This window comes from Aeromicrobium sp., from assembly GCF_023146395.1.
GTDB lineage: Bacteria > Actinomycetota > Actinomycetes > Propionibacteriales > Nocardioidaceae > Aeromicrobium.
In genome coordinates, this window is record NZ_JAGLCD010000004.1 from 87,376 (window position 1) to 105,935 (window position 18,560).

Consider the following 18,560-nt stretch of genomic DNA (forward strand, 5'->3'; position numbering starts at 1 on the left):
TCGGCTGCAAGCCCATCACAACTCGATGTGGACGACCCCTCTGGTCCGCCCGTGGTGGTCCAGAAGGCACCCTCCGCGCTTGAAGGAGCGCACCGTCAGCGCACGATCCAGCAGGGTCGCCTCCGGCAGGCGCGTCGTGAGCTCGCTCTCCACGTTCCGCATGCCCGCGAGGTCGCGGACCCAAGACCCGGTGACCAGGTTGGCGTGCCCGGTGGCCAGCGACGCGCACAGGCGGGTGCTCCGCAGCTGTGAGGCAGCGGTGCCCGCCGACGTGATCTGGTCGGTCGGGACCCGCCACCACGAGGTGAAGGTCAGGGGGAAACCGGTGGCCGGCTGCGCGAGGTCGACGCGGAGGCGGAGCGCACCAGTCCCGAGCACCTGGTCGAGCTTGCGCCGTGCCGTGCTCTCGGACCATCCGCACGTGCGAGCCAGGGTCGCGATCGGCATCCGGACGTCGTCGCGCAGACACTGCGTGATCGCGGCGAGCGAGGAGGGCGTGGGGCGGCGGCGCGCGCCGCTGGACGGTGAGATCTGCAGCAGTCGTGCCCTCTGGGCCGGTGAGATCGCGTCCAGTCGCCAGGCGCCACCTTCCCCGAAGAGCTCCGCCACCGGGTAGACCATGACGCGGGCCACGCCGTCGACACGTCCGATCTCGGCCTGGGCTCGTCGGGCCAACGCCGTCGTCTCGAGCCCGACGACCTCGAGCAGCAGGCTCGACCGGTTCGACACCTGCTCCACGGTCAGGATCCACGGGACCTCCGCGAGCTGACCGCCGACTCGCTCGAGGTCGACCGCGGCACACTCCACCTCGACCGCGGCCCCGATCGGTGCGTCGTGGGCCGACTCCACCGACGGCATGACGGTCGCCCAGACGAGTCGTTCATCGACCAGTCGGCGCCAGCGTCGTGCCGCCGCGCCGGCATCCAGACCGATCACCTGGCCCACGGCGCTCCACGGTGCGCGGGGCGCCGTCTGCAGGGCGTGCACGAGTGCCAGGTCGAGCTCGTCCACGTCCATCGTCACAGTATGACGGAATCGATGGCGTTCCTTCTCCACTCCGGAGGATTCGTGACCGAAGGCGCGCTCAGATGACCAGATTGTGGGTGTGGGCGGTGCTGGACGGGGTGGCTCGGCATACCGTCCGGGTGTCTGTGGGAGGGAGACCCACACGAGAGGACAGCCCATGCGACCGCACTCCATGCGCCGATTCACCGCGACCCCGGTCACGGCGAGCGCGACCGCCCTGCTCCTGGTCTCGGTCGTCGCCGCGGGCCCCGCCCAGGCGCAGGACGATCCGCCGCCGAGTGGTCAGGAGGTCTCCGGACTGCTGTCGAGCGTCGAGGGACTTCTCGAGGAGACCGGACTGGTGGGCCCGGCCGAGGTGCCGGCGACCCTGCCGGGAACTGACGACATGATGGCGACGATCGAGGACCTCGTCGACATGGCGCCGCGTTCCACCGGGTCCGAAGGCGGTCGTCAGGCGGCCGACTACGTCGCGGACCGCTTCCGGGGCGCGGGCCTCAGCGACGTGCACTTCGAGGAGGTCCCCTCCTACGACTGGAAGCCGAGCGACTACTCGCTCGCCGTCGGGGAGACGCCGATCGACGCCTTTCCCGTGTCGTACTCGATGATCGCGGGGGCCACGCAGACCGGCACGACGACACTCGGACCCGACGGGCGAACCGCTGAGGTCGTCGACGTCGGCTCCGGCAAGATCGGCGACACCGATGTTGCCGGCAAGTGGGTCCTGTTCGACCTGAAGTTCACGCTGCCCCTGGGAGCCCTCGTCCCGCTCATCACGTTCCTGTACGACCCGGGCCTGGAGATGCTGGATCTTGAGACCCTCATGACGGCCAATCCCTACGTCACGAATCAGCAGGGAATGTTCCAGGACGCCATGGCCGCCGGGGCCGAGGGCGTCATCGGGGTGCTCGCGGACTACTTCGACTCCAACCGCTACCACAACGAGTACTACCGCCGTGTGGACATGACCATCCCGGGGATGTGGGTCACGATCGCGGAGGGGGAGCGGCTTCGTCAGGAGCTGGCCCAGGGCGACGGGACCGCGACGATGCGTCTGACCGTCGACCGCGACGAGGTCACGGCCCGGACCGTCGTGGGCTTTCTGCCCGGCGACACCGATGACACGATCATGGTGCAGTCACACCACGACTCGCAGGGACCGGGAGCGGTGGAGGACGCAAGCGGCACGGCCGAGGTCATCGCCCTCGCCGAGCACTACGCCGCCGAGGCGAGGGCCGGAGCCACCCGCGACAAGACCCTGATGTTCATCACGTTCGACACGCACTTCACGGGCTACCAGAGCCACATGGCGTTCGTCGACAAGTACATCACTCGCCAGGAGACGCCGTACCGGATCGTCGCGAACGCGACGATCGAGCACATCGGCAAGAAGGCCGTGATCGGTCCCGAGGGCGAGCTCGTGACGCTTGACCAGACCGAGCCACGCGGCATCTTCGAGAACCTCAGTCTGCTGCTCAAGCTCAAGCTCGACTCGATCATCGTCGCGAACGACCTCGGACCCATGGCCGTCCTGAACGCGACACCGACGCAGCTGCTCGGCGGGATCCCGACCGACGCCTCGTTCGTGCTGACCGCCGGTGTGCCGGTCGTCAGTCTGATCGCCGGCCCGCTCTACATGTACGACGACGCCGACACCCTGGACAAGATCGATCAGGAGCAGCTCGTGCCGATCGGCAATGCCTACCGGCAGATCATCGACGCGATGGACGAGACCCCCTCCGGCGCGATCGGGCTCCTTCCGCCGGTCGTGACCGATCTGCTCGGCTCGGTCACGGGACCACTGGTGTCCGCGCTGACCGGCAGCGGTGAGCCGTCCGGGCCGACGGAGCCGTCGAGCCCGTCCGAGCCGTCCGAGCCGTCCGAGCCGTCCGACGACTCCTTCTACCGGCCGAGCAGCGGGATCCGCGGCCAGCCCGGCACCGTCATCGACTCCCGGCCAGCGACCGGTGTCGCAGCACTGCCGGAGGCGGGCCAGGCGACGACCGTGCTCTACCGGTCGACCGGGGTGAGCGGTGATCCGGTCGCGATGAGCGGAACCGTCCTGGTGCCGCCGGGGGAGCCGCCCGGGGAGGGGTGGCCCCTGGTCACCTGGGACCACATGACGACGGGCGTCGCCGATGTGTGTGCGCCCAGCTCGATCGCGGCGACGAGCTCCGAGATCTCGCACGCGACTCAGGGTGACGCCCTCGTCGCGCGCCTGCTCGAGGCCGGCGTGGCCGTCGCGAAGCCTGACTACGAGGGCCTCGGAACTGATGGCCCGCACCCGTACCTGATCGGTGACTCACTGGCCACCGCCACGGCCGACATGGCCGCAGCGGCCCGCGACCTCGATCCTCGGATCGGGCGCCAGTGGATCGCTGCCGGCCAGTCCGAGGGCGGCGTCGCGGCGCTGTTCACGGGCGAGTCGGATCGCGCGCTGCCGGAGTCGGTCGACCTGGTGGGCGTCTCCGCGTTCGTGCCGCCGACGCGCATGAGCGACTTGATCGACACGTTTCGGAACGTGCCGGTCGCCGCCGGCCCTACGGGCGACCTGGTGGCTCTCGCTGCGCTGATCGCGTACGGCGCGGCCACGGTCGACCCCGAGCTCGCCGCCCTGCTGCCCGCCGGGGGCGTGAGCGACCAGGCCCTCGAGCTGTGGCCCGATCTCGAGGAGCGGTGCTTCGAGGACCTGGCGAGCTCGGACTCCTTCGGAGGGCTGGCCCCGTCGCAGATCGTCGGACCGCGCGGCGACGACCTGCTCGCACTGCTCGACGCGATCGTCGACGACAACGACGTCCGTCACCTGCGGCTTCGCGACGTGCCCGTGCGCCTTGACTCCGGCCTGCTCGATCTGGTCGTCCCCCTTCCGTTCGCCGAGGGTCTCGCGGCGTCGTACCGGGCCGCCGGAGTCGACCTCACCTACGAGCGTTGGCTTGCCGGCCACTCGCCGATCACGAGCTCCGCCGCAGCGGTCGCGGCCGCATCGACGTGGATGCTGGACGTCTTCGCCGGCGCTGGAGCCAGCGCCGACGCCGACGCGGACGCGGACGCCGACGCCGACGCCGACGCGGCTCACGGCGTGCCCGGTGGTGGGGAGGGAGGCGGTGACCGTGGCCGTGGCGGAGACGCCGAGAGCACCGGCCGCGACCAGCCACGCTCGGGCGACGCCGACTCGTCGCTGCCGTCCACGGGATCCTCGTCGAGCCTCACCGGCGTGCTGGCTGGCCTGCTGCTGGTGGCGCTGGGGGCGAAGCTGTGGTCGATCGGACGGCTGCGTACCCGTAGTCTCGGGGCGTGACCTGGCTGACCCGCGACTGGCAGCGTCCCCTACCCACCGCCCGTCTCCTGCGCAACGACCTGGTCCTCGGCGCGGTCCTGGCGCTCCTCGCGGTCGCCTCGCTGGCGGTGTTCCGCAGTGCGGCAGGGGTGGCCGCGCCCGAGCACGGCAACGAGTCGTACCTCTGGTTCGCGCTCGCCGGGGCACTCCTCGGGCTGCGGCGCCGGCTCCCGCTCGCGGTGCTGCTGCTCGAGTCGGTCATCTTCGTCGTGATCGGGGAGCGGTTCGCCGACCTCGCGGTGGTCTTCACGATCCAGATGGTCCTGTTCGCGGCGCTGTACGCGGCCTGGGCCTGGTCGCGCACCCCGAAGGCCCTGTACGTCACGACCGCCGTGGTCCTGGTCGGCATGTTCGGCTGGCTCGCCTGGAGCTTCACCCGTCCGGGGATGCTGCCGGGCGACGGCGACGCCGGCTTCCTCCTGCCGCGCGACACCGCCGCGATCATCTACACCCTGGCCATCAACGTCGTGTACTTCTTCGGCGCGATCGCGTGGGGGCAGGCCGCGTGGATGAGCGCCCGGCGACGAGCACTGCTGGAGGCGCAGTTCGAGCGCGAGCGCGGTCACCAGGCCGTCGAGCGCCGGCAGGCCGTGCAGGCCGAGCGGGTCCGCATCGCACGCGACCTGCACGACGTCGTGGCGCACCACGTGAGCAGCATCGGCATCCAGGCCACGGGCGCGCGCCGCATCCTCGACCGCGACCCCGCCCGCGCCGCAGACGCCCTCGCCACGATCGAGGCGTCGTCGCGCCAGGCCGTCGCGCAGATGCACCAGCTCGTGGGCCTGCTCCGCGAAGGCGACGAGGACGCCACCCGCGAGCCGCAGCCCGGCCTGTGCGAGGTGCTGAGTCTCGCCGATCCCCACGGCAGGCCGCGGGTCGAGGTCGAGGTCGTGGGCGAGCGCACCGACGTCGACGCCACGGTGTCGCTGAACCTGTTCCGCATCGCGCAGGAGGCCGTCACCAACGCGCGCCGGCACGCACAGGCCACGCGTGTCCTCGTGACGCTGCGGTACCTCGACGACGCGGTCGAGGTCGAGATCGTCGACGACGGCCACGGCTCCCCGGAGGACCCGCCCGTCCGCTCGGACGACGGCGGGTTCGGCCTGGCCGGAATCCGCGAGCGCGTGGCGATGCTCGGCGCGCACCACGAGATCGGCAACCGTCCGAACGGGGGCTTCCGCGTCCGCGTCCGGGCGCCCCGAGCCGCCGGCTGAACCACATCACCCGAGGAGACACCATGACGACGGTCCTGCTGGTCGACGACCAGGACCTCATCCGCACAGGGTTCACGATGATCCTCGACGCCGAGGACGACATCGACGTGGTCGGGGAGGCCCGCGACGGGGCGGAGGCGCTCCAGCAGGTCGCCACGTTGCGGCCCGATGTCGTGCTGATGGACGTGCAGATGCCCGGGGTCGACGGCATCGAGGCCACCCGCTCGATCGTCGAGGCCCATCCGGACACGCGGGTCGTGATCCTGACGACCTTCGACGACGACCAGTACCTCTTCGACGCGCTCAACGCCGGGGCGAGCGGCTTCCTGCTCAAGAACTGTCCGGCCGACGACCTCGTCAACGCGATCCGGCTCGCGGCGGGCGGTCACTCCCTGCTCGCCCCCGAGGTCACCGAACGCGTCATCGCCCGGTCCGCGCGCGGCGCTCGCACGGCCGATCCGCGCCTCGACCAGCTCACCGAACGGGAACGGGACGTCCTGGTCGCGATGGCCCAGGGCCTGAGCAACGCCGAGATCGCGGCGTCGTTGTTCGTCAGCCCCGCCACGGTCAAGTCGCACGTCTCGCACGTGCTGGCCAAGCTCGACGCCCGCGACCGCGTGCAGGCCGTCATCAGGGCCTACGAGTCGGGACTCATGGAGTAGTGGCCTTCGCCGTCCGATCGTCGAGCGGGACCGGCTGGTGGGTGGGGCCCTGGTGAGCCGACCGGGTCTCGGTACACCGGCTCGCTGGCGCTCGCCGAGTACTCGACCAGCGGTCCCCTGCGGCCACCGGCCTCCACCGGAGGGATGAGGTAACTCGGCGTCACGGGTGAGCCCCGGAACCGGTCCTGCGGGCGATGTGGGACGCGGGGGTGGGGAACTAGGTTCGAAGCATGATCGACGTCCGCAACCTCAGCCGTCAGTTCGGCGACCACCTCGCCGTCGACGACGTGAGCTTCTCTGTCCGGCCTGGCCGCATGACCGGTTTCGTCGGCGCCAACGGTGCCGGCAAGACCACGACGATGCGCATGATCATGGGCGTCCTCGCGCCCACGGCGGGGGAGGTGCGGTGGAACGGGGAGCCGATCACGGCCGACACCCGGCGCACGTTCGGCTACATGCCCGAGGAGCGCGGGCTGTACCCGCGGATGAAGATCCGCGATCAGCTGGTCTACTTCGCGCGGCTGCACGGCTTCAGCCGCACCGACGCGAGCAGCCGTGCCGACGACCTGCTCGAGCACTTCGGCCTCGTCGATCGGGCGGACGACCTGCTCGACGAGCTCTCGCTCGGCAACCAGCAGCGCATCCAGATCGCCGCGGCGCTGATCCACCGTCCCTCGGCCCTCGTGCTCGACGAGCCGTTCAGCGGCCTGGACCCGCTCGCGGTCGACGCCATGGTCGACCTGCTGCGCCGCGAGGCGAAGGACCTGCCGCTCCTGTTCTCGAGCCACCAGCTCGACCTGGTCGAGCGGCTGTGTGACGACCTCGTGATCCTCTCCGGCGGCCGGCTCGTGGCCTACGGCCCGGTCGACGAGCTGCGCGGTCAGGGCGCCGAGCGCTACCGCGTCGTCATGGACGGCAGCGACGCCGCCTGGCTCCGCGACGTGCGCGGTCTCGAGGTCCGCGACGTGGACGGCGCGACCGCCCTGGTCGACCTCGACGGCATCAGCCCCACCGACCTCACCCGCGCAGCCCTCGACCACGGTCCCGTCGTCGAGGTCAGCCGCGCCCGCCAACCCCTGTCCGAGATCTTCCGGGAGGTCATCCGATGAGCACCTCGACCCCAGCCCGCGGCGCCTGGCGTCTCGTCGCCGAGCGCGAGATCACGACGCGCGTCCGTGAGAAGGCCTTCCTGATCGGTGTGGCGGTCACGGTCGTGCTCGTGGCCGGTGCGGTCGTGGCGGCCTCGCTGCTGTCCGGACGCTCCAGCACCGAGGACATCGCGGTCGTCGGGCCCGAGGCGGCGGCGATCGTCCAGTCTGCGGACGACGGGCCCATCGCGCAGGGCGGCGACACGTCCTTCGAGGCGGTCGAAGTCGCGTCACTCACGGAGGCCGAGCGTGCGCTCCAGGACGAGCGGGTCGACGCAGCCCTCGTGCCCGGCGACGACGGTGGATTCCGCATCATCGGACTGAGCTCGGTCGACAGCACGACCGAGCAGGCGCTGACCGCGGCCGTGTCGCAGACCGTGCTGCAGGCCAACGCCGCGGCCCAGGACGTCGATCTCGACGCACTCAGTGCCGGCACGACCACCACGACGAGCGTGCTCGAGAAGTCGCCGGAGAACGAGGGGGCGCGCACGGCGGTCGCCACCGTCATGGTCATCCTCTTCCTGCTGACGGTCATGATCTTCGGTCTGCAGATCGCCCAGAGCGTGACGCAGGAGAAGGAGAGCCGCGTCGTCGAGATCCTGGCCGCGGCCGTGCCGATCCGGGCGCTGCTCTGGGGCAAGATCGCCGGCAACACGGTGCTCGCCCTGGGCCAGGTCGTGCTGGTCGTGGTGGCCGGTGTCGGGGCGGCCCTGGCGGTGGGGGAGCTCCCGTTCGTCCGCGACGTCGGGTGGTCGCTCGTGTGGTTCCTCGTCCTGTTCCTGCTGGGCTTCGTCGCGATGGCGACCCTGTGGGCCGTCGCCGGCTCCCTGGCGTCGCGCGTGCAGGACATCAACTCGACGACGCTGCCGATCCAGGGCCTGCTGTTCGTGCCGTACTTCGCGGTGTTCGCCGGCAACGACTCGCTCACCGAGGTCGTCTCGATGGTGCCGATCGCGGCCACGATGGTCATGCCGATGCGCCTGGCCACCGAGACCGTCCCGGCGTGGCAGCTGGGGGTCGCGATCGGCGGCACGATCCTGGCGGCGGTCCTGCTGGTCAGGCTCGGCGTGCGGATCTACGAGCGCTCGCTCCTGCGCACCGGCACCAAGCTCGGCTACCGCGAGGCGCTCAGCCTCGCCGCGGACTGAGTCAGCCGCGCGGACGCGGCGACGTGAGCACGGGCACCGACGGGTGCTCGTGCTCACGCGTCACGTCGGGGCTCGGGACGTACGGCTCCCAGCGCAGCAGCTCCACCAGGTGGGGACGAACGACGGCCGCTGCCTCCGCCACCGTCACGTCGCGGCCGAGCTCGGCCGAGAGCGTCGTGACCCCGGCGTCGGCGATGCCGCACGGCACGAAGCGGTCGTACCACGCCAGGTCGACGTCGGCGTTGAGGCTGAACCCGTGCATCGTGACGCCGCGCGACACGCGGATGCCGATCGCGGCGATCTTGCGCTCCGGCCGGCCCGCGGCTGCCGCGAGCCACACGCCGGACCGGCCCTCGACCCGTCCCGCCGCGACGCCGAGGTCGCCGACCGCGCGGATCAGGGCCTCCTCGACCCGGCGGACGTAGTCGACCACGAGGACGTGCGACGGAAGCTTGGTGATGGGATACCCGACGAGCTGGCCGGGGCCGTGGAACGTGATCTTCCCGCCGCGGTCGACGTCGATCACGGGGGTGCCGTCCTGCGGGCGCTCGAACGGCTCGGTGCGCCGGCCGGCCGTGTAGGTCGGCGGGTGCTCCAGGAACAGGGCGGTGTCGCCGATCTGGTCGTCCGCCCGTTGCGCCAGCAGCTGGCGCTGGAGCTCCCAGGCCTCGGTGTACTCGAGGGCGTGGTCCCCGAACCAGTCGTCGCGCACCTGCAGATCGCTCACGCGATCAGGGTACGCCCGGTCCCGAGCCGGCTGTGGACGGCCATTTGGCCGAAGGCGCCCCGCCGCGCACGCTGGGGACCATGGACGTGTGGGGCTTCACCGTGGTCGGGTACCTGATGTCGTTGCTCGGCGCGGCCTCGGGAGGCCCGCCGTGCGTCGCGCTGGTCGGACTCGACCTGCAGCGCAGCGTCGGATGGTCCACGGGCTCGGTCGCCGCGGTCCAGGCGCTCTACGCCGACCCGGCGTCGGCCGCCACGGACGTCGCGGCGCTGCAGCAGTGGGTCGACCGCGGAGTGCGGCCCGCGTCGGCGATGCTCGTGACCGGGTCGTGCCAGGTGGCGAGCGGGGAGGGCGCCGTCGTGCGGCTCGAGGTCGTCGACCGGCTCGCTCCCACGATCGCGGTCGACGCCCTGGGGCAGGCGACGTCGCTGCCCGTCGACTCCTGGTCGGGGCGCCAGGTCGTGCTGCAGCAGGTCGACGGCGCGTGGCGCTATGCCGAGGTCACCACCCGGCCGTGACGCCCGCGGCGGCTCGGGTCAGGAGCGGAGGCCGAGCTCCAGGGTCGAGGCGATGTCGGGCGCCTCGAAGCGAAAGCCCGACTGCGACAGCGCCATCGGCTCCAGGCGCAGCGAGCCGAGCAGCTCGTCGGAGAGCCCGCCGAGGGCGAGCCGCAGCACGGGCGCGGGGGCCTTCAGGAACGCCTTGGCGTCGACCGCCTCGGCGAGCGCCATCGTGAACTGGCGGTTGGTGACGGGGTCAGCGGTGGCCAGGTTGACCGGACCGGAGACCGTGCCCTCGGCCAGGTGCACGACCGCGCGGACCCAGTCCCGGCGCGCGATGTACGACATGTACTGCTCGCCCGAGCCGAGCACGGCCCCGCCGTAGCGGCGGAACGGGATGGCCATGAGCTTGAGGGCCCCGCCGGACTCGTCGAGCACGAGTGACGTGCGCAGGAAGCACACGCGAGACCCGGCGCCGAGCGCCGGGCGGGCGGCGGCCTCCCACTGCTGCGAGACGGTGGCCAGGAAGCCCTCGCCTGCCGAGGCGGACTCCTGCAGCACGGTGTCGCCCCGGTCGGCGCCGTAGTACGACATGCCCGAGGCTGACAGCAGGGCGGCCGGACGCTTCGAGCGGGCGACGGCGCGAGCCAAGGTCGACGTGGCGGCGAGACGCGAGCTCAGGATCTTCTCGCGGTACGAGGCGGTGCGCGGCCAGCGCGAGATCGGCGCCCCGCTCAGGTTGACGACGACATCGGCATCGTCGATCAGGCGCTGGTCGAGGTCGCCCGAGTACGGGTCCCAGTGCGAGGCGTCGGCGTCGTCGGCGCCGCCGCGGACGAGCCGCGTGACCGCGTGCCCGCGGTCACGCAGCTCGTCGACGAGGGGCACGCCGAGGAACCCGGAGGCTCCTCCGACGACGACCCGCAACGCTTCAGCCATGGATCAGGATCCGAGCTCGGCCTCGAACTGGCCCTCCTGCAGGCGCTGCTTGACCGCCGTGAGGAACCGGCCTGCGTCGGCACCATCGATGATGCGGTGGTCGTACGTCAGCGCCAGGTACGCCATGCTGCGCACCGAGATGCTGTCGTTGCCCTGCTCGTCGGTGGTGACGACCGGACGCTTGACGACCGCGCCGACTCCCAGGATGGCGACCTGAGGCTGGTTGATGATCGGCGTGTCGAACAGGGCGCCGTTGCTGCCGAGGTTCGTGATCGAGAACGTGCCCCCGGACAGCTCGTCGGGCTTGATCTTGTTGGTGCGCGTGCGCTCGGCGACATCGGCGATCTTGCGTGCCAGCCCGGCGATCGACAGGTCACCGGCATCGCGGATGGTCGGCGCCAGCAGGCCCCGCTCGGTGTCGACCGCGATCGAGAGGTGCTCGCCGTCGGGGTAGGTGACGGTCCCGGCCTCGATGTCGAGGGCGGCGTTGAGCTGCGGGTACGCCTTGAGCGCCTCGACGGCGGCCTTGGCGAAGAACGGCAGGAACGTGAGCTTGACGCCCTCACGCTCGCCGAAGGCCGTCTTGTGCTTGGCGCGCAGGCGTGCCACCTCGGTCACGTCGACCTCGTGGACCTGCGTGAGCTGCGCCGAGATCTGGAGGGACTCGACCATGCGCGAGGCGATGACCTTGCGCAGGCGCGAGATGTTCTCGGTCTTGCCGCGCAGGGCGGAGGGCTCCGGTGCCGATGCGGCGGGAGCCTTCGCGGCCGGGGCCGTGTCGGCCGGAGCGGAGTCCTCGGCGGACGCCTTCTGCTTCTCGGCGGCCTCGAGCACGTCGGCCTTGCGGATCCGCCCGCCGACACCGGAACCGGTGACGGTGGACAGGTCGACCCCGTGCTCCTTGGCGAGCTTGCGGACGATCGGCGTGACGTAGCCCTCGCCGTCGTGCGAGGAGGACTCGTTGCTGGTGGACTCCTGGGCCGGCGGCTCAGGCTTCTTCTCGGGCTCCGGCTTCTTCTCCGGCTCGGGGGCCTTCTCCTCAGCCTGCGGCTCGGGCTCGGGCTCCGGCTCGGGCTGGGTCTCCTCGGGCTCGGGCTCGGGGGCCTTCTCCTCCGACGTGTCCTCAGCGGGCTGAGCGTCGCCCGAGCCGATGATCGCGAGCTCGGCACCCACCTCCACGGTCTCGTCCTCATCGACCTTGATCTCCAGCAGGGTGCCGGCGACGGGGGAGGGGATCTCGGTGTCGACCTTGTCGGTGGAGATCTCGAGCAGGGGCTCGTCGATCTCGACGGTGTCGCCGACGGACTTGAGCCACTGCGTGACGGTTCCCTCGGTGACGCTTTCGCCGAGGGCGGGCAGGGTGACCGAGGTGCCCTCGGCCTTGCCGGAGGCGGGCTTGGTCTCGGCCTGGGGGGCCTCGGCCGGCTCGTCGGTCTCCGTGGAGGGTGCCTCGGGCTCGTCCGAGGAGTCCTCGGCGGGCTTCTCGACCTCAGCGTCCTCGGTCTCCTCCGGCTCGGCCGGCTCCTCGGCCTCGGCGGGCTCGTCCGAGGCGGAGTCGTCGCTGCCGCTCTCGTCGGCGTCACCGATGATCGCCAGGATCGCGCCCACCTCGACCGTGTCGTCCTCCTCGGCCTTGATCTCCAGCAGGGTGCCGGCGACGGGGGAGGGGATCTCGGTGTCGACCTTGTCGGTGGAGATCTCGAGCAGGGGCTCGTCGATCTCGACGGTGTCGCCGACGGACTTGAGCCACTGCGTGACGGTTCCCTCGGTGACGCTCTCGCCGAGGGCGGGCAGGGTGACTTCGGTAGCCATGTTCTGTGTTCCTTCCGCCGGCTCAGGCGTGGGAGTGGAGGGGCTTGCCGGCCAGGGCCAGAGCGGCCTCGCCGAGGGACTCGTTCTGGGTGGGGTGTGCGTGGATGAACTGGGCGACGTCCTCGGGGTAGGCCTCCCAGTTGACCATGAGCGAGGCCTCGCCGACCTGCTCGCCGAAGCGGGTGCCGATCATGTGCACCCCCACGATCGGGCCGTCCTTCTCGCGCACGAGCTTGACGCTGCCCGCGGTCTGGAGGATCTGGGACTTGCCGTTGCCGCCGAGGTTGTACTCGACGATCTCGACGTTCTCGTCGCCGAACTTCTCCTTGGCCTGCGGCTCGGTGATGCCGACGCTGGCGATCTCGGGGTCGCAGTAGGTCACGCGCGGGATGCCCGCGTCGATGACCGGCTGCGGGTTGAGCCCCGCGATCTCCTCGGCCACGAAGATGCCGTGCGCGAAGCCGCGGTGGGCCAGCTGCAGGCCCGGGACCAGGTCGCCGACCGCGAAGACGCCCTTGACGTTGGTGCGGAGTCGCTCGTCGGTGGGGACCCAGCCGCGGTCGACCTCGACGCCGGCCTCCTCGTAGCCCATGCCCTCGCTGCGCGGGCCACGGCCCACGGCCACCAGCACGAGGTCGGTCTCGATCGTGTCGCCGTTCTCGAGGGTGACGACCGCGCCGGTGTCGTTCTGCTCGACGCTCTTGAACTTCACGCCGGTCTTGAAGGCGATCTTGCGCTTGCGGAAGGCCCGCTCGAGCTGCTTGCTCAGGGCCGGGTCCTCCAGCGGCACGAGCGAGGGCAGGCCCTCGATGATCGTGACGTCGGCCCCGAAGGACTTCCAGACGCTCGCGAACTCGACACCGATGACCGAGCCGCCGATGATGATGACGCGCTCGGGCACCTCGCTCATCTCCAGGGCCTCGTCGGAGGTGACGATGCGCCCGCCGATCTCCAGACCCAGCGTGCGGGCGGTCGAGCCGGTGGCCAGGATCACGTTCTTGCCCGTGTACTGCTCACCGCCCACCTCGACGACGCCGCCGCCGTCTGAGCTGGTCGAGGCGAGCTTGCCCTCGCCCTCGACGACCGTGATGTTCTTGGAGGACTTGATCAGGCCCTGCAGGCCCTTGTAGAGCTTCTCGACGACGCCCGCCTTGAAGGTGTTGACGCCCTTCATGTCGATGCCGTCGAACGACGCCTGGACGCCGAACGTCTCGGACTCCCGCGCCGCGTCGGCGACCTCGGCGGAGTGCAGCAGCGCCTTGGTCGGGATGCACCCGTTGTGCAGGCACGTGCCGCCGAGCTTGCCCTTCTCGACCAGGGCCACCGACAGGCCCAGCTGGCTGGCGCGCAGCGCTGCGGCGTACCCGCCGCTCCCGCCGCCCAGGATCACGATGTCGTAGGTGCCAGGGCCGTTCGGGGCGTCCGCCACGATGTCCTCCGTTGAAGCGTCGTCGTCAAGGGTGAGTCACTCACCTGACAGCCATCTTTGCACCACGCAGGTGACCGCGCGCAGCGGGGCTGGAGGGGTGTCAGACCTACTCCGGAGTCACTTCTCGACCGCTCGTCCGGCACACTGTCTGCCATGGGTTGGTGGAGCAGACGCAGGGGCTCGCGCACGGCATCAGGTGCTGCGGTGTCAGACCGTGACGCGAGTCGCGCGGACCTGGAGCACCTGCGCGAGTTCGCGCGGTCGCGGTCCGGTGTCGAGGCGTTCGTGGAGCCGGCGACGTCGGTCACGCAGACGACCGTCGTGTTCGTCGCCGGTGACGGGGAGTGGACCCGCCGCCGCGTCGCCTCGCCGAAGATCGCCGGCGACCTCGCCCGCAAGCTCGGCGTGCCGATCTACGACACCAACCTCGTGGGCTACCCGCAGCGCATGCGCGACTTCGACCAGCGTCAGCGGCTCAACCCCACGGCCCGCGGCACGGTCAACCCCTCACCCGCGCCGTCGCAGACACCGCAGGAGCAGGCGGCGATGATGACCCTCGAGGTGCTGGCCGAGGTCGACCCGCTGCCCGACGACCCCACCCGGGACGAGCTCGTCCACCTCTGGCGCCAGGCGCGTGCCAAGGCTCATCCGGATCGCCGCGGTGGCAAGCGCGACGCGTGGGACAAGGTCGAGAACGCCGCCCGGGTGCTGGGCCTGGACAGCTAGACCGCAGCTCCCCGCCTCCGTCCGTTCCCGTGACCGCACGGGGGACCGGCACGGGGGGACCGAAAGTGAGGGATCGCGGTTGCTGGGGCAGCCGTCGACCCTCAGATTGCGTCCCACCCGGGGGACGGGGGTGCAGCGGCACGGGACGGGGGAGGTGGGCGGTCGGGCTACGCGGTCAGGTCGCGGGCGAGCTGGACGAGGGTGCGGACGGCGACGCCGGTGCCGCCGTTGGGGATCTCGCCGTACGGGGCGCCGTCGTTGAACGAGGGTCCCGCGATGTCGAGGTGCGCCCACGGCACCTCGCCGACGAACTCGCGCAGGAAGGCCGCGGCGAACAGGGTGCCGCCGTAGGGCTTGGGGTTGTGCTGGCGCAGGTCGGCGATCTTCGAGGTCTTGACCGCCGCGGTGATCTCGGTCGGGATCGGCAGGGGCCACATCGGCTCGCCCGCCGTCGTGGACGCCGAGGCGAGGCGTTCGACCGTCGCGTCGTCGCTGCCCAGGATGCCGCTGGTGCGCTCGCCGAGCGCGACGACGCAGGCACCCGTGAGGGTCGCGACGTCGACGATCAGGTCAGGCGTGGTCTCGGTCGCCAGCGCGAGCCCGTCGCCGAGCACGAGGCGGCCCTCGGCGTCGGTGTTGAGCACCTCGACCGTCGACCCGTTGCGCATCGTCAGGACGTCGCCCGGCCGCGTCGCGGTGCCGCTGGGCATGTTCTCGGCCAGGCACGCGTACGCCGTGACCTTGATCGGCAGGCCCAGCTTCGCGATCGCGAGCATCGCCGTGACGACCGCTGCTGCGCCAGCCATGTCGATCTTCATGGTCGACATGCCCGGCCCGGTCTTGATCGAGAGTCCGCCGGAGTCGAACGTGATGCCCTTGCCGACGAGCGCGAGGTGCTGCTTCGCGCCACGGGGCGCGTAGGTCAGGGTCACGAGCCGTGGCGGCGTCTCGGAGCCGCGGCCGACGGCCAGGATGCCGCCGCAGCCCTCCTTGCCGAGCCGCTTCTCGTCCCACACCTCGACCTTGACCTTCGCGCCGGCGACGTCGGCGGCGAGCGCGCTGATCGCGTCGGCGAACGTCGGCGGACGCAGGTCGCCGGGCGGGGTGTTGACCCAGTCACGGGCCTGCGCCACGGCATCGGTCACGGTCTGGGCGTCCTCGACGGCGCGGGCGGCCGCCGACTGGCGGGCGAACGAGCTCAGCACGACGTGCTCGGCCGGCGCGGCCGGCTCGTCGGACGCCGACGACTGGTAGGCCGTGAAGCGGTACCGGCCGAGCCGCACGCCCTCGGCGATCGCGACGGTGTCCTCGATGCTGGCCGGGTGCAGCGCGACGGCGACCGATCCCTTCGGCGCGCGGCGCACGCCCCGGGCCGCGGCGGCGCGCAGGTCGGAGCCGGAGGGCTCGGCGGGGAGCGCGACGGCGACGATCACCCCGGCTGCGGCGCGGTCACCCGCGGGGAAGACGACGACCTCGTCGTCCTTGCCCGTGAAGCCCAGGAGGTCGAGGGCGTCGGCGACGCCCTCGCGGTCGCCGTTGCCGGCGCTCGCGCCGCGGATCCCGAGGACCAGGACGTCGGCCTTCGCGGTGAGCGGCTGGGCCGTGCTCAGGGACACGGTGGGGAGGTCGGGACGGACGGTGCTGTTTCCGGTCGGGGCAGCCATGACCTCAACCTAGCGTGGGCCGCTAGGTTGTCCGCCATGGATCTGCTGCACTCGCCCCTGCACGATCGTCACGTCGCGCTCGGCGCGAAGTTCGCCGAGTTCGGCGGCTGGGAGATGCCCCTGGAGTACTCGGGCGTCGTCAGCGAGCACACCGCCGTTCGCGACGCGGTGGGGGTCTTCGACGTCAGCCACCTCGGCAAGGCCGTGGTGCGGGGCACGGGGGCGGCCGACTTCGTCAACCGGTGCCTCACGAACGACCTCGACCGGATCACCCCCGGCAAGGCGCAGTACACGCTGTGCTGCGACGAGGACGGGGGCACGGTCGACGACCTGATCGTCTACCTGCGCAGCGCCTTCGAGGTCTTTCTGATCCCCAACGCCGCGAACACCGCCGCGGTCGTCGCCCGTCTGCAGGCGGCGGCGCCCGAGGGCATCGAGGTCGTCGACCAGCACCGTGAGCTCGCGGTCATCGCGGTCCAGGGCCCGAAGAGTGACGAGGTGCTCACGGCCCTCGGCCTCCCGATCGACCACGAGTACATGTCGTTCGAGACCGGCGCGATCGACGGGCACGAGTTCACGGTCTGCCGCACGGGCTACACGGGGGAGCGCGGCTACGAGCTCGTCGTCCCCGCCGCCGGGGCGCCCGCGGTGTGGGACGCCGTGCTCGCCGCGGGGGAGCCGCACGGCATCGCGCCGGCCGGTCTCGGCGCCCGCGACACCCTCCGTACCGAGATGGGCTACCCGCTCCACGGCCACGAGCTGTCGAGCGAGATCAGCCCCGTCATGGCCCGCTCGGGCTGGGCCGTCGGCTGGAGCAAGCCCGAGTTCTGGGGCAAGGCCGCCCTCGAGCGGCAGCGGAGCGAGAAGACCGTGCGCACCCTGCGGGCCCTGCGCGCCGACGGCCGCGGCATCCCGCGCCCGGGCATGGTCGTGCGTGACGGCGACGGATCGGTCATCGGCGAGATCACCTCCGGTACCTTCTCGCCCACCCTGCGCCAGGGGATCGGCCTCGCCCTGCTCGAGCCGGGCGTGCCGGAGGGAGCGTCCGTCACGGTCGACGTGCGCAAGCGCTCCGAGCCGTTCACGGTGGTCAAGGCGCCGTTCGTGAGTCCGTCCACGAGCAGCTGACCCCCACCCGACCGTTCCACCGACGTCAGGAGACCGACATGACCTGGACCTGGAAGTACGAGGACGCCGACGGCACCGAGGTCGGCACGTCGGCACCGTTCGAGGCACGCGGCGACGCGGAGTCCTGGATCGGCGAGGCGTTCGCCGACCTGGCCGACGACGGCGTCGCCCAGGTGCGACTCTTCGAGGGAGAGACGCAGGTCTACGGACCGATGTCGCTCAGCCCCGGGGAGGAGTGACCACGCCGGGCCGAACCACCCAGTGGTCGAGTGGTTGCGAGCTCTGCGAGCGGCCGTGGGGGCACCTCCCACGACGAAGTCGTAGGGGGAGCGAGACCCGGTCAGGTGACGGGTTCCTCAGCCACCGGTCGCTCCGACCGAGGGAGTCAACCCGACTGGGCCTTGATCTCGATACGTTCGCTCGTTCCTCGCGAACACTCGATCAGCGGGTCGGGTGCCGGCAGGGCTGAACTTCAGTAGCGTGTCTTGAAGTCCTCGCCGCGCTGGATCGCCGGCTTGGGCAGACGCAGGCGACGGATCTGGCTGCTGCGCAGGACCGCGTACGACGTCGTGCCCTTGAACGGCGCGGCGTCCGGGAACCGCTCACGCAGACCCTTCTTGAGGCTGCGCACGAGCAGGATCTCGTCGAACAGCGTCGCCACGATCGTGAACGACCAGAGCAGGCTGACGACCGTGGCGGTGGCGCGGGCGTTCAGGAACTGCGGACCGAAGATGTTGAACAGCAGCATGAAGACGAGGATCGGCAGCAGGAACTCGGCGATGTTGTGCCGGCGGTCGACGTGATCGCGCACGTACGCCTTGACGGGTCCCTGGTCGCGGGGCGGCAGGTACTCGCCCCGGCCCGAGCTGAGTGCCTCGCGCTGCTTCGCGCGGATCTCCTGACGACGGCGCCGGTCCTGCTCGGCGCGCTGCTTGCGGGTCAGCGCCGGACGACGCTCCTGTCGACGGGCTGCCTCGGCCTCCTTGCGGCTCGGCGTGGGCCGGTTCTTGCGCGCGGGCTCGGAAGTCTGCTCGTCGGTCACGGCGTCACCCTATCGACCGGGCCCCACCGGCCGGTCGAGGTGTCGGCCGCGGGCTTCCGCG

Annotated in this window: 16 protein-coding genes; 9 read left to right on the forward strand and 7 right to left on the reverse strand. The window is 71.4% G+C overall.

The genetic code is table 11. The features are described 5' to 3' along the window. Nucleotides 1-15: 15 nt before the first annotated feature. Nucleotides 16-1,017 (reverse strand): Lrp/AsnC family transcriptional regulator, encoded by a 1,002-nt coding sequence (locus tag KAG51_RS02455; protein ID WP_290580272.1) that lies wholly within the window; start codon nt 1,015-1,017, stop codon nt 16-18. A 166-nt stretch (nt 1,018-1,183) separates the two neighbouring features. Between KAG51_RS02455 and KAG51_RS02460 the strand changes: the two genes are divergently transcribed. The 5 genes from KAG51_RS02460 (at nt 1,184) to KAG51_RS02480 (ending at nt 8,532) form a co-directional block, all read left to right on the forward strand. Next, the gene (locus KAG51_RS02460) at nt 1,184-4,321 is read left to right on the forward strand and encodes a lipase family protein (RefSeq protein ID WP_290580274.1); all 3,138 of its coding nucleotides are present in this window, start codon (nt 1,184-1,186) and stop codon (nt 4,319-4,321) included. Continuing rightward, nucleotides 4,318-5,574 carry a sensor histidine kinase gene (locus tag KAG51_RS02465; protein ID WP_290580276.1) on the forward strand — a complete coding sequence of 419 codons (1,257 nt, stop codon included), beginning with the start codon at nt 4,318-4,320 and terminating at the stop codon, nt 5,572-5,574. The genes KAG51_RS02460 and KAG51_RS02465 overlap by 4 nt, the downstream gene beginning before the upstream one ends. 23 nt (nt 5,575-5,597) lie before the next feature. After that, complete coding sequence (locus KAG51_RS02470) at nt 5,598-6,236, forward strand: response regulator transcription factor (protein ID WP_290580278.1); 639 nt, start codon at nt 5,598-5,600, stop codon at nt 6,234-6,236. A 230-nt stretch (nt 6,237-6,466) separates the two neighbouring features. Further along, complete coding sequence (locus KAG51_RS02475; protein ID WP_290580280.1) at nt 6,467-7,345, forward strand: ATP-binding cassette domain-containing protein; 879 nt, start codon at nt 6,467-6,469, stop codon at nt 7,343-7,345. Then, on the forward strand, nt 7,342-8,532 hold the full coding sequence (locus tag KAG51_RS02480; protein ID WP_290580282.1) for an ABC transporter permease: 1,191 nt from the start codon (nt 7,342-7,344) through the stop codon (nt 8,530-8,532). The genes KAG51_RS02475 and KAG51_RS02480 overlap by 4 nt, the downstream gene beginning before the upstream one ends. A 1-nt stretch (nt 8,533) precedes the next feature. On the opposite strand, the gene lipB is transcribed toward KAG51_RS02480, so the two are convergent. After that, nucleotides 8,534-9,259, reverse strand: coding sequence for a lipoyl(octanoyl) transferase LipB (lipB, locus tag KAG51_RS02485; RefSeq protein ID WP_290580284.1), 726 nt, complete (start codon nt 9,257-9,259; stop codon nt 8,534-8,536). Between the two features lie 80 nt (nt 9,260-9,339). Here lipB and KAG51_RS02490 point away from each other — a divergent pair, with 80 nt between their 5' ends. Next, on the forward strand, nt 9,340-9,777 hold the full coding sequence (locus KAG51_RS02490; protein WP_290580286.1) for a hypothetical protein: 438 nt from the start codon (nt 9,340-9,342) through the stop codon (nt 9,775-9,777). Between the two features lie 18 nt (nt 9,778-9,795). Here the strand turns inward: KAG51_RS02490 and KAG51_RS02495 are convergent, their stop codons facing one another. The 3 genes from KAG51_RS02495 to lpdA are packed head-to-tail and all read right to left on the reverse strand — an operon-like array spanning nt 9,796 to nt 13,939. Then, nucleotides 9,796-10,698 carry a TIGR01777 family oxidoreductase gene (locus KAG51_RS02495; RefSeq protein ID WP_290580288.1) on the reverse strand — a complete coding sequence of 301 codons (903 nt, stop codon included), beginning with the start codon at nt 10,696-10,698 and terminating at the stop codon, nt 9,796-9,798. A 3-nt stretch (nt 10,699-10,701) separates the two neighbouring features. Next, the gene (sucB, locus tag KAG51_RS02500) at nt 10,702-12,510 is read right to left on the reverse strand and encodes a 2-oxoglutarate dehydrogenase, E2 component, dihydrolipoamide succinyltransferase (protein ID WP_290580290.1); all 1,809 of its coding nucleotides are present in this window, start codon (nt 12,508-12,510) and stop codon (nt 10,702-10,704) included. A 22-nt stretch (nt 12,511-12,532) separates the two neighbouring features. Next, a complete protein-coding gene (lpdA, locus tag KAG51_RS02505) occupies nt 12,533-13,939 on the reverse strand; it encodes a dihydrolipoyl dehydrogenase (protein ID WP_290580292.1) in 1,407 nt (468 codons plus the stop codon). Nucleotides 13,940-14,143: 204 nt separating this feature from the next. On the opposite strand from lpdA, the gene KAG51_RS02510 reads away from it, so the two are divergent. Then, entirely contained in the window at nt 14,144-14,665 is a 522-nt protein-coding gene (locus KAG51_RS02510; RefSeq protein WP_290580293.1) for a hypothetical protein, read from the forward strand. A gap of 167 nt (nt 14,666-14,832) precedes the next feature. On the opposite strand, the gene KAG51_RS02515 is transcribed toward KAG51_RS02510, so the two are convergent. Then, nucleotides 14,833-16,329, reverse strand: a complete 1,497-nt coding sequence (locus KAG51_RS02515; protein WP_290580295.1) for a leucyl aminopeptidase — start codon at nt 16,327-16,329, stop codon at nt 14,833-14,835. A gap of 36 nt (nt 16,330-16,365) precedes the next feature. Here KAG51_RS02515 and gcvT point away from each other — a divergent pair, with 36 nt between their 5' ends. Both gcvT and KAG51_RS02525 read left to right on the forward strand, forming a co-directional pair. Beyond that, nucleotides 16,366-17,457: a glycine cleavage system aminomethyltransferase GcvT gene (gene gcvT / locus KAG51_RS02520; RefSeq protein ID WP_290580297.1), complete on the forward strand. Its 1,092-nt coding sequence runs from the start codon at nt 16,366-16,368 to the stop codon at nt 17,455-17,457. Nucleotides 17,458-17,495: 38 nt separating this feature from the next. Further along, complete coding sequence (locus KAG51_RS02525; RefSeq protein WP_290580299.1) at nt 17,496-17,696, forward strand: hypothetical protein; 201 nt, start codon at nt 17,496-17,498, stop codon at nt 17,694-17,696. Nucleotides 17,697-17,929: 233 nt separating this feature from the next. Here KAG51_RS02525 and KAG51_RS02530 read toward each other — a convergent pair whose 3' ends face one another. Then, a complete protein-coding gene (locus tag KAG51_RS02530) occupies nt 17,930-18,499 on the reverse strand; it encodes a DUF3043 domain-containing protein (protein ID WP_290580301.1) in 570 nt (189 codons plus the stop codon). Nucleotides 18,500-18,560: the final 61 nt, after the last annotated feature.

Coding starts and splice junctions, on each gene's coding strand:
- KAG51_RS02455 (WP_290580272.1), bottom strand. CDS start 1,017: ATGGACGTGGACGAGCTCGACCTGGCACTCGTGCACGCCCTGCAGACG.
- KAG51_RS02460 (WP_290580274.1), top strand. CDS start 1,184: ATGCGACCGCACTCCATGCGCCGATTCACCGCGACCCCGGTCACGGCG.
- KAG51_RS02470 (WP_290580278.1), top strand. CDS start 5,598: ATGACGACGGTCCTGCTGGTCGACGACCAGGACCTCATCCGCACAGGG.
- KAG51_RS02475 (WP_290580280.1), top strand. CDS start 6,467: ATGATCGACGTCCGCAACCTCAGCCGTCAGTTCGGCGACCACCTCGCC.
- KAG51_RS02480 (WP_290580282.1), top strand. CDS start 7,342: ATGAGCACCTCGACCCCAGCCCGCGGCGCCTGGCGTCTCGTCGCCGAG.
- KAG51_RS02490 (WP_290580286.1), top strand. CDS start 9,340: ATGGACGTGTGGGGCTTCACCGTGGTCGGGTACCTGATGTCGTTGCTC.
- KAG51_RS02495 (WP_290580288.1), bottom strand. CDS start 10,698: ATGGCTGAAGCGTTGCGGGTCGTCGTCGGAGGAGCCTCCGGGTTCCTC.
- sucB (WP_290580290.1), bottom strand. CDS start 12,510: ATGGCTACCGAAGTCACCCTGCCCGCCCTCGGCGAGAGCGTCACCGAG.
- KAG51_RS02515 (WP_290580295.1), bottom strand. CDS start 16,329: ATGGCTGCCCCGACCGGAAACAGCACCGTCCGTCCCGACCTCCCCACC.
- gcvT (WP_290580297.1), top strand. CDS start 16,366: ATGGATCTGCTGCACTCGCCCCTGCACGATCGTCACGTCGCGCTCGGC.
- KAG51_RS02525 (WP_290580299.1), top strand. CDS start 17,496: ATGACCTGGACCTGGAAGTACGAGGACGCCGACGGCACCGAGGTCGGC.